General features: G+C 68.5%; 10 protein-coding genes and 1 pseudogene. 6 read left to right on the top strand and 5 right to left on the bottom strand.

Translation table 11 applies throughout. The features are described from left to right. Positions 1 to 204: 204 nt before the first annotated feature. Positions 205 to 624, bottom strand: coding sequence for a DUF4345 family protein (locus ACIRU3_RS37430; protein ID WP_404066375.1), 420 nt, complete (start codon positions 622 to 624; stop codon positions 205 to 207). 43 nt (positions 625 to 667) lie between these two features. Further along, on the bottom strand, positions 668 to 1,429 hold the full coding sequence (locus tag ACIRU3_RS37425; RefSeq protein WP_404066373.1) for an SDR family NAD(P)-dependent oxidoreductase: 762 nt from the start codon (positions 1,427 to 1,429) through the stop codon (positions 668 to 670). 128 nt (positions 1,430 to 1,557) lie between these two features. Between ACIRU3_RS37425 and ACIRU3_RS37420 the strand changes: the two genes are divergently transcribed. Further along, positions 1,558 to 2,166 carry a TetR/AcrR family transcriptional regulator gene (locus ACIRU3_RS37420; RefSeq protein WP_404066371.1) on the top strand — a complete coding sequence of 203 codons (609 nt, stop codon included), beginning with the start codon at positions 1,558 to 1,560 and terminating at the stop codon, positions 2,164 to 2,166. A gap of 519 nt (positions 2,167 to 2,685) precedes the next feature. Here ACIRU3_RS37420 and ACIRU3_RS37415 read toward each other — a convergent pair. From ACIRU3_RS37415 to ACIRU3_RS37405, 3 genes are all read right to left on the bottom strand, one after another. Next, positions 2,686 to 3,237, bottom strand: coding sequence for a hypothetical protein (locus tag ACIRU3_RS37415; protein ID WP_404066368.1), 552 nt, complete (start codon positions 3,235 to 3,237; stop codon positions 2,686 to 2,688). Positions 3,238 to 3,574: 337 nt separating this feature from the next. Next, a complete protein-coding gene (locus ACIRU3_RS37410; RefSeq protein ID WP_404066365.1) occupies positions 3,575 to 4,261 on the bottom strand; it encodes an alpha/beta hydrolase in 687 nt (228 codons plus the stop codon). A gap of 227 nt (positions 4,262 to 4,488) precedes the next feature. Then, on the bottom strand, positions 4,489 to 5,733 hold the full coding sequence (locus ACIRU3_RS37405; protein ID WP_404066362.1) for an NADH:flavin oxidoreductase/NADH oxidase family protein: 1,245 nt from the start codon (positions 5,731 to 5,733) through the stop codon (positions 4,489 to 4,491). Positions 5,734 to 5,828: 95 nt separating this feature from the next. On the opposite strand from ACIRU3_RS37405, the gene ACIRU3_RS37400 reads away from it, so the two are divergent. The 5 genes and pseudogenes from ACIRU3_RS37400 to ACIRU3_RS37380 form a co-directional block, all read left to right on the top strand. Continuing rightward, entirely contained in the window at positions 5,829 to 6,449 is a 621-nt protein-coding gene (locus ACIRU3_RS37400) for a TetR/AcrR family transcriptional regulator (RefSeq protein WP_404066360.1), read from the top strand. A gap of 157 nt (positions 6,450 to 6,606) precedes the next feature. Further along, on the top strand, positions 6,607 to 8,058 hold the full coding sequence (locus ACIRU3_RS37395; protein ID WP_404066357.1) for an amidase: 1,452 nt from the start codon (positions 6,607 to 6,609) through the stop codon (positions 8,056 to 8,058). Between the two features lie 307 nt (positions 8,059 to 8,365). Then, a complete protein-coding gene (locus ACIRU3_RS37390) occupies positions 8,366 to 9,544 on the top strand; it encodes a M48 family metallopeptidase (protein WP_404066355.1) in 1,179 nt (392 codons plus the stop codon). Further along, positions 9,541 to 9,774: a hypothetical protein gene (locus tag ACIRU3_RS37385; protein ID WP_404066353.1), complete on the top strand. Its 234-nt coding sequence runs from the start codon at positions 9,541 to 9,543 to the stop codon at positions 9,772 to 9,774. The genes ACIRU3_RS37390 and ACIRU3_RS37385 overlap by 4 nt, the downstream gene beginning before the upstream one ends. Positions 9,775 to 9,783: 9 nt before the next feature. Beyond that, positions 9,784 to 9,840 (top strand): annotated as a pseudogene (locus tag ACIRU3_RS37380) (hypothetical protein); the annotation flags it as partial. Positions 9,841 to 9,863 lie beyond the last annotated feature (23 nt).

Here is a 9,863-nt window from a genome sequence, read left to right as displayed (position 1 = left end):
CACGAAACCCCCGCCCACAGCACTCCAGGAACTGATCAACGCCGTCGGCAGCGGCAGACCCCTGAACCCCTACGTCCCGACCTAACAAACCACCGTTAGCGTGGGTCATCAAGACCTCCGGTCGTGTGAAGACAGGCATCTCCATTACGCCCGGAGGTCTCCTCTTGATCAACTGCCGACCCGAGTCACCGACTTCTTGGCCGATCACACCTCGGCAGTAGCTGGCACTCGTCTGGATCTGAGTGCAGTGGAGTGCGCCCCGACGATGACGAACGCGAGGATCAACTCCAGGGCGCCGAAGGTGAGGAATTCTGCCGGCCGGTCGGGCAGGCCGTTCAGGCCGATGGAGAGCAGCCGGCCAAGGGCCCCGAGGAAGATCGGGACGGCAAGGAAGTAGACGAGGACTCCCTGTGAGCGGATCGTTCCTGCCGCCCAGAAGAACAGGGGCGCCCAGCCGATATAGACGCCTGCCATGAAGCGGTGCACGTGGTCCGCGGTCACATCGTTCCCCGGGGCTCCCTGCACTAGTTGCAGCCCGGCACCGGCGATGATGACGGCAGTTGTCAGCAGTAGGCAGACACGGACGATGGTCTGGGCCCTGGTGAGAGGGGCGCCGGCGGCCATGATTGCTCCTTGTGTGTCTTGCGGTCGACCATGGGCTCGGTGTTCAGATCTGCTCGGTGGGGCGTACGAGCAGTTCGGCGACATTTACGTGCCGCGGGCGGGTGACGATGTAGCCGACGTTGTCGGCAATGTCCTGGCTCTGCAGCCGATCGATCTCGCCGATGACGCTGGAGAGTTGCTGCTGAACGACGGCCGTGTTGTGCGTGCGCAGCTCGGTGTCGACGCTGCCCGGCTCGACGATGGACACGCGGACGTGCTGGCGTGCCAGTTCCTGGCGCAGGGCCTCACTGAAGGCGCCGACGCCGAACTTGGTGGCGCAGTACACGGCGGACATGGCGAAAGCGCCGCGGCCGGCGAGTGAGCCGATGTTGACGATGTCGGCGACCTGACGTGGCTCCTCGGCGGCTGCCTTGACCAGGTGGGGAATCGCCGCGTGGGTGCTGTACATCAGGCCCATGAGGTTGATGTCGATCATGCGGCGCCAGTCGTTCAGGTCGGCGCTGGGGGCTGGCCCCAGCAGCATGAGGCCGGCGTTGTTGACCAGAGTGTCCAGGCGGCCCAGGCCCTCGACGGTCCGCTCGACCGCTTCGGCGGCGGCCTGGGCATCAGTGATGTCGGCAGGCACGACCAGGGCCTTTCCACCGGCGGTGGTGATTTCACCAGCGAGATCGGTGAGGCGGTCCTCGCGCCGGCCGACCAGGGCCACGGAGGCGCCCTCTCGGGCCAGCTCCAGGGCGGTGGCGTGGCCGATGCCGCTGGAAGCCCCGGTGACCAGGGCGACGGTTCCTTCAAGGCGACGAGTCATGGGTTCAAGCCTTTCGATGAACGGCAACGCTGCTGCGGGCCGCACGGGACAGGGAGAGGACGGCCATGTGGGCACGGCCGTACGAGGGTGGAGGCCGCTCAAGGCCGGGCCAAGGGCACAATGGGGAAGTGAGCAGCTCTGGGCAGAAGACCACCAACGCCGCACGTCAAATGATCAAGAGCGAGGCAGAACTACCGCCCCGCGAACGTCTGGTCCGGGCCGCGTCGCGGTTGTTCTATTACGAGGGCGTCCGCGCGATCGGCGTGGAGCGGCTGATCGCCGAGGCCGGGGTGACCAAGGCGACCTTCTATCGGCACTTCGCCTCCAAGGACGACCTGGTCGTGGCCTATCTGCTGACCAAAGACGCCTACTACCGGCAGGTGGCCGAGCCGCTGGCTGCCGGGCACCCGCCCGCGGCGGCGATCGACCTGATCTTCGAGGCGATCTCCGAACACGCCCGCGAGCGCGGATTTCGCGGATCGCCGTTCCTGAACGCGGCCGCCGAGTACCCGGCCGCCGACCATCCGGTCCGCGGTCTGGTGACGGCCCACCGGGACTGGATCCGCACGCTTTTCCAGGATCTGCTCACCCGGCTCGGCCACGAAGACCCGAAGTCGGCCGCCGGTGCACTGCTGATGCTGTATGACGGCGCGATGGCGGCCGGCTACCTGGATGACTGGTCGGCCGCGCACAAGACCCTGCTGGACGCGGTCCGGCTGATCCGGTCGGGGAGCTGACCCCGTCGGGAGGGGCGCGAAACGGCGGCCCGCTGCGGGGGTCCGGCCAGGCCGGGGCACGGATTGCTTTCATGGAACCTTTTGATCTTTCGTCGGTGTGCGCCGGAGACCCAGTTGCACTTCTGTGTCTGGAGGAGGTCCCGCACGGAAGGCCGAGAGTCACCATCCCACTAGGTAGGAAGACCGGTCGTTCTCCCTGTCGAAGATAGCCCTCTCGATGCCCTGACGCCAGTGGTCGGATCGCTTGTGGCATCCCTCACCAGACAGACGCCGGGCGTCGACGTCGGCTCAGAGGGCCATCCGCGACCTCGTTTGACTGGACTCCGCTGAGCTTCGGATCAAGAGTTCCCCGTGCCGCATCCGTGTCCGGATCCAGCGGGGAGCCACGGGGAACACCGGGTACCAGCCCGACAGGCAGTCGGACGCCGGCAGCGCTCCCGCCCAGGCCGGCCGGGCAACCACCCGCACATCACCTCAGCGTCCCAAGCCGAGAGCTCGGGATCATCCAACGCCCACAGGTCACTGCCCTGCGAGGCCCAGACGTTCGGCGCCCCACCGTGAGAACGTCATGGGGCCGGCCCATCCCTGTCGGATCAGAACTACCTGAGACGGCACCGGACTCACGGGATGCACATCCCTGCCTCGCGCCCAGTTCGCCAGCAGCCCAAGCGTCGTATCCACCGACGAGACCACCATGGTCACCCTCGCCCCGCCCTTGCCCCAGGTGTTCCACAACGCCCAGCCCTCGGCGCGGGCTTCGAGGCCGAGTCGGGCACACGCTGCCTCGTAGGTCTCCTCCGTACCCGTAGGCAGAGAAGCCGGCCGAAGCACCACCACGCCCGCCAGCCGCACCGTGGGTCGGTCCTCATCCTCCAAGCATCCGTCGCCGGGAAAGTGGTAGTGCCGGAGTTCGCGTGCAAGTGCGTTCACCGCTCGCTGCAGTGGCGTGGCATCGTCCGAGTCAGCTGCGTAGGACAGGGTGCCCTCGGCGGACGCCGCAGCGGTCACCGTGCCGGCAAGTCGCTCGATCTCCCGCAGGTGATCCAGCTCGGAGAGTTCGGGTCGAGGCACGCGACGGAGTGTCGCACCCGTCCGGCATCACGAGGAACCGAATATCCGACGGCCCGGTCCATGGCTCGAAGGGGATGGGTCGCACGCTGTGCCGGCGAACGAGCCGTCTCGATTCCCTTCCCGTTCGGCCCCGTTCACGGCCGTTCAGGCGGGCCACACGGTCATCCACTCACCGGCCCATGCATGCAGGTGAACGCCCCTGCGCACAGCCCGGCACCCCACCACTGAACCGGAAAGCGTGATGTCGTCGCAAGGGGGCGGTCCGCTCGGTCCGGGGTCGCCAACTTGCGTGCGGTGCTGCGGTGCTGCGGCACTGCGGTCGTTGTCGGGCGTGGCCTTATGCGTTGAGGGACTTCGCGGCATCACGGATCACATCGAGGACGAAGTCAGGATGCGAGAGCATGGGAACGTGGCTGCTGTCCACGGGGCGGATATCGGCGCCCATGCGCTCGGCGGCGGACCGCTCCAGGTCGGGGTGCACGGTGTGGTCGCTGTCGGCGACGATGTACCAGCTTGGCTTTGTCCGCCAGGCGGTGCCGGGAACCTGCTGATTGAACAGGTCCGCCACCGGCACAGCGCCCGTCGCCAGGACGAGCTTCTGCTCCGCTTCCGGGAGGTCGCCGCAGAAGTGCGGGACGCCCGAGGGCTTGAGCCACACGCGGCCGTCAGCGACGTCCACGTGCTCGAAGATGGGCGTGCGGGGGAATTTGTCCTGCTGTTCCTGCGACGTCTCGTCCTCGTCCGGGGCGAGCGCGGCGATGTACACCAGAGCGCCGACGCGGTCGTGGGTGCCCGCTTTGGTGATCAGGGTCCCACCGTAGGAGTGACCGACCAGCACGATCGGGCCGGGGACGTGGTTGAGCGTGAAATTGACGCACGCGACGTCGCTTTCGAGCGAGTTGAGGCCGTGTTGTGAGGCGAAAACGTCGTGGCCTTCAGCCTGGAGCGTGGGGATGAGCTTGTTGAAGCACGACCCATCCGCCCAGAGTCCGTGGGCGAAGACAATGCTGGGCTTGCCGGCCATGACATTTCCTCCTACGGAGAGATCGAATATGGGATATTGCACCATATTGTCTGTTCAGTGCCCGATCTTGCGTGATGGTCAGGCATGTCGCCCAACCCCGATCGGACGAGTCCCGACAACAGCCCGGCCATGGCAGGGCCCTGTGACGGGCAGCGCGGCGACAGACCGGAAGGGCTCCAGGTGGTCGCGGCAAGCGACGAGCACGTGGGGCCCTTCCACCGGCACGCTTACGCGGCGCCCTGTGATGCGGACAGCCACGCGCGATACCGGCGCAGGGCCCGTTGCTGCTTGCGCCGCTCGGAGATGAGGGCGAACGCCGGGTGGGTGTGGGGCGTGGGGCGGCTTCCGCGGGCGATGCGGCGCATCTGGTGGCGGACCTGTGCCATGCCGGCAGCCGAGGCAAGCGCCTTGTCGGACCAGGTCACCGGCCGAAGCTGCTTGTCGGCCTCGTGTCCCTTGCGCCAGCGGTCGGGCAGGTCCGGGGTGACGGCGAGGGCCGTGCCCATCCCGATGATCGCCACGCCACTGTCGAGGACCTGCTCGGCGGTGGCGCGCCGGGTGATGCCACCGGTGAGCATCAGCGGCAGCGAGCTGGTCCTGACCAGGTCCTTCGCCAGATCGAGGAAGTACGCCTCGCGGGCCTGCGTACGCGCGTCGGCGGGGCGGCCCGACATCGCCGGGCTCTCGTAGCTGCCGCCGGACAGTTCGACCAGGTCGACGCCGAGCGGTGCGAGCATCTCGATCACCTGACGTGCGTCGTCGGCGTCGAAGCCGCCACGCTGGAAGTCGGCGGAGTTGAGCTTCACCGCGACCGCGAAGGACGGGGAGACGGCGGCGCGCACGGCGCGGACGACGTCCAGCAGCATCCGGGCCCGGTTCTCCAGCGGTCCGCCCCACTGGTCGGTGCGTTTGTTGACCAGGGGGGACAGGAACTGCGACAGCAGGTAGCCGTGTGCGGCGTGGACTTCGACACCGTCGAATCCCGCTTGCTCGGCGCGCCGTGCGGTGACGGCGTAGCGGGTCACGGTGGTCTGGATCTGCTCGGGTGTCATGGCGACGGGGCGGCCGAAACGGCCACTGTGCTTGCCCAGGTCGACGGCGACCGCGGACGGGCCCCACACGACGCCGGGCATGTCGGATCCGATCTGGCGGCCGGGGTGGTTGATCTGCATCCAGATCGCCCCGCCGCCGGCCTTGCCGGCCTTGGCCCACTCGATGAACGGCTCAAGCGGCGCCGCCTCGTCGAGAACCACACCGGCGGGGCCGGTCAGCGCCTCGGCGTGGACCATGACGTTGCCGGTGATCAGCAGTCCGGTGCCACCGGTGGCCCAGCGCCGGTACAGCCCGAACAGCTCCTTGTCCGGGAGCTGGCCGTCGCCGGCCATGTTCTCCTCCATGGCCGCCTTCGCGATCCGGTTGTTCAGTACCTGCCCGGAGCGCAGGGACAAGGGCGAGAACAGCTCGCTGGTCATCCGAGTTCCCCTCTCGATCTCGATCGCTTACGATGTGTGCAGCGTTCACATTAGGTCAGCGATGTGAGCGCCGTAAACATGAGGGAGCGTGACCTATGTCGCAGGCGAGCGGCACGTATCACCACGGCGATCTGCGCGCCGCCTGTCTGCGCGCCGCACGGGAACTGCTGGAGGAGGACGGCAGCGCCGGACTGTCCCTGCGGGCGGTGGCACGGCGGGCCGGAGTGTCGGCGACAGCGCCCTATCGCCACTACGCGGACCGTGACGCGCTCGTCTCCGCGGTCGCCGCGCAGGGCTACCGCGAACTCGCCGAACATCTGGCCGCGGCGCACCCCTCGCCCACGACCCCCGGCGAACTCGCGGCCGTCGCCGTCGCCTACGTCCGTTTCGCGCTGGAGCGCCCGGCGCTGTTCCGGGTGATGTTCGCGGAGCCCTGCGATCCGAACAGCGAGGAGCGGGTCAGCGCGACCGCCGCCGTCTCGGAATACGTCCGCAGTATCGTCCGCGGCGCCTTCCCCGGCGCCGACCCGGACGCACTGTCCACCACGGTGTGGGCCCTCGTCCACGGCCTGGCGTTCCTGCACCTCGACGGCAAGCTCGACACCTCCACCCCCGAGGTGGTCGCCGACCAGGTCCACGCGGCCGTCCACGCGCTCTTCACCGCCCCCGCGGCGATGTCACGGACAGCGGCCGCACCGCACGAGCAGATCTCCTGAACTCCCGGGCCGACAGCGATCCCGCCGCACGTCGCCATTGCCGGCGGTCGGGCGAATGTCTGTGGCCGCAGCGGGACATGACGAGCATTGAGGCACTTATCCGCTTGTGCAAAGCGGCATTTCATGACCTGTTGCAGAGGTCGCTACGGTCGGATTCATGGAGTGGAATTTTCAGACGGCCGAAGAACTCGCCGCTGCCTTGCGTGCCGGTGAAGTGACCTCGGCGGAACTGACCGACGAGGCGATCGCCCGTATCGAGCGGGACGACAAGGCGATCAACGCGATCTGTGTGCCGGACTTCGACCGTGCACGGGCCGCCGCGCGCGGTGCCGACCAGGCACGCGCCCGTGGTGAGGACCGCCCGCTGCTCGGCATTCCGGTGACGGTCAAGGAGTCCTACGACATCGCCGGGCTGCCCACGACCTGGGGCATGCCGCTGCACCGGAACCACATGCCTGCCGAGGACGCGGTGCAGGTGTCGCGGCTCAAGGCCGCGGGCGCGGTGGTGCTCGGCAAGACCAATGTGCCCTTGGGGCTGCAGGACATACAGACCTTCAACGAGATCTACGGCACCACCAACAACCCGTGGGACCACCGTCGTACGTCGGGCGGATCCTCCGGCGGCTCGGCGGCGGCCCTGGCGTCCGGATTCGGCGCGCTGTCCATCGGCTCCGACCTCGCCGGTTCGTTGCGCACCCCCGCGCACTTCTGCGGCATTTACGCGCACAAGCCGACACTCGGGCTGGCGGCGAGCCGCGGCATGGTCCCGCCGCCCGGGCCGGCCCTGCCGGTCGAGCACGACCTCGCCGTCGTCGGACCGATGGCGCGCACCGCTCGCGACCTCACGCTCCTGCTCGACGTCATGGCCGGACCGGACCCTCTGACGCTCGGTGTGGCGCACGATGTGACGCTGCCGCCCGCGCGCCACGAACGGCTCCGCGACTTCCGGGTCCTGGTCCTCGACGAGCATCCGCTCATTCCGACCGGATCCGCCGTGCGGGCGGGCGTCGGCCGGGTGGCCGACGCGCTTGTCGACGGCGGTGCCCGCGTCGAGCGGGACACTCCGCTGCTGCCCGATCTGACCGAAGCCGCGATGCTCTACAGGCAGTTGCTGTTTTCGGGCTCCGTTGCACGTTTTCCTGTCGATACGTACGAGCAGCTGCAGGCCCGCGCCGCCGCACTGAGCGCAGACGACCAGAGTCTCGATGCGGCGGTGCTGCGCGGCATGGTGTTCAGCCACCGCGACTGGATCGAGGCGAACAGCCGTCGCGAGCTTCACCGCCACGGCTGGCGGCAGTTCTTCGCCGAGTTCGACGCCGTGGTGTGTCCCATCACTCCCACTCCCGCGTTCCCGCACGACCACAACCCCGACCCGCTGGCACGCCGGATCGACATCGACGGCGTCGAGTACCCGTACTTCGACCAGCTCGTCTGGGCCGGTCTGGCCACCATGCCAGGCCTGCCCGCCACCGCCGTACCAGCCGGCCGGTCCCCCGAGGGGCTGCCGGTGGGAGTGCAGCTCATCGGTCCGATGTTCGAGGACCGCACCCCACTGCGGCTGGCCGAACTGCTCGAGCAGAAGATCGGCGGATTCCAGGCACCGCAGTAGGGCGTACCGGGTTGCCTTGACGGAGTTCGGCGGCCGGTCCGCGGTCGCGACGAGAGATCGGCGTGGGTCCCGTTGCACCCGGGCCGGGGCCCGCTTCAACTGGCGCTTCCAGGTGGCGCGATCGGCGTGGAGCCCGTGCTCGTCATGGACAGACAGGCGTGTGCCGGGGGGAACCTCGCGGGGAGCGGCAGGCGATGGTCGTGCCATAGCTCAGATGTTGCTCAGACGGCTTGCTGGCCGGTTGTCGTGCTGGTCAGCTCGACGCACACCTGAGCGACACCGAGCGCTCAGCGCCGAAGGGGGCCCCATGGACAGTGTCCGACAGACTCCACCCGAAAGCCGTGCCCTGGTCAGGTGTGCGACTGTCGCCGCGTACGCCGTCGCCGCTCTGGTCCACCTGGTGACGGCGGGACTGTTCATCGGCAGCTTGCTGTTGATCGTGCTCGGGCTCCGCACGGTCATTCAGCCCATGGTGGGCTTGGTGATGCTGGGCGTGGCCCTGTCGCTGCGCCCGCGTCCCGGCAGGTTGGATGCCGAGCTGCCCACGCTGCGGCACGCGGACGCCCCGGTCCTGTTCGATCTGCTGGACCGCATGGCGGACGCGGCTGGGGTGCGACGCATCGACGCGATCCAGCTGGGTCCGGAATTCTCCGTGACCGTCACCCGCTACGGGGTACGCCGCAAGCGGTGCCTTGTCCTCGGCCTCCCTCTGTGGGCCGCCCAGCCCACCCAGATGCCGATTGCCGCCGTCGCCAGCGCTCTGGGGCATCTCTCTGGTCACGATCTTCGAGGCAACGCAGTCATCGGTACCGCACTCGAGTGTCTCGACGCTGCGGCCCCCCGGACGATCCGAGCCAGAGACAACGCCTACATCACACCGAGTCTCTCTGCACATTCCTGGCGCGCGGACGACGTGGCAGAGGGGGCAGCGCGGTTCAACGCCCGGACCCGGAAGGGCGAGTGGTTGCTGTGGATCCCGAGGGCGGTGGCGGCTGCGACGGCCCGCCTGCTGCTGTGGCTCACCCTGCCGGCCACACGCCGTGCGGAGTTCGCTGCGGACGACTTGGCCGCTCGTCTGGCTTCCACCGAGGCAGTCATCGCCGCATTGCAGGACCGTCACCTGGCCCGCTCGGTCGGTATCGAAGTGCATCGCCTGGCCATCGCGACCCGGACGCTCATGGGCGACCGCTCCGCGACAGCCGTGCAGGAGGAACTCTGGGACAAGGCCGCCCGTTTTTCCGAGAGTCTGCGCGAACGGCAGGGGTGTGACGAATCTGCCGGTCCCGAGGAGATCGGGACCCCGGCCGGCTCTGCCGGCTTCCCGTCCGAACCTCTGCGCATGGCACGACTGGCCCGCGTCCCGAGACACAGCGCGACCATCACAGTCGACGAGACCGACCGAAACCGCATCGAAGACGAACTCCGCCTTTCCAAACAAGCGTTGACGCGCAAAGTCATGCGTGACTGCGTCCCACTGACACAGTGAACGAGCGCGACAGAGCGCGTCCATGCAGCGCCGGCGACCTGGCCGGCCGGTCCGTGGCCGACCGGGCCGCCGCCGGTGGTCGTGACATCGACGGCGTGCTGGTCCGGCCGGCGGGCGTCAGCATGTCCTCCTACGATTCTCCGGGCCGCCGGATCCGCACGGCACGCAAGCCGTCGACCGGGCAGCAGAGGACATGGGCCTGTGTCTGGAACGCGGGGACCGGCTCGTAGAGGTCTGTCACGCCCGAGGGGGACCGGTGGCGGTACGCCTACGACCCACTGGGCCGACGGGTCGCCGAGTTCCGCCACGTCCTTTCGGT

The organism is Streptomyces sp. NPDC101151 (genome assembly GCF_044768335.1).
In the GTDB taxonomy this organism is placed as follows: Bacteria; Actinomycetota; Actinomycetes; order Streptomycetales; family Streptomycetaceae; genus Streptomyces.
The sequence above is the reverse complement of the archived record's forward strand: the minus strand, read 5'-3'. Positions and strand labels throughout refer to the sequence as shown.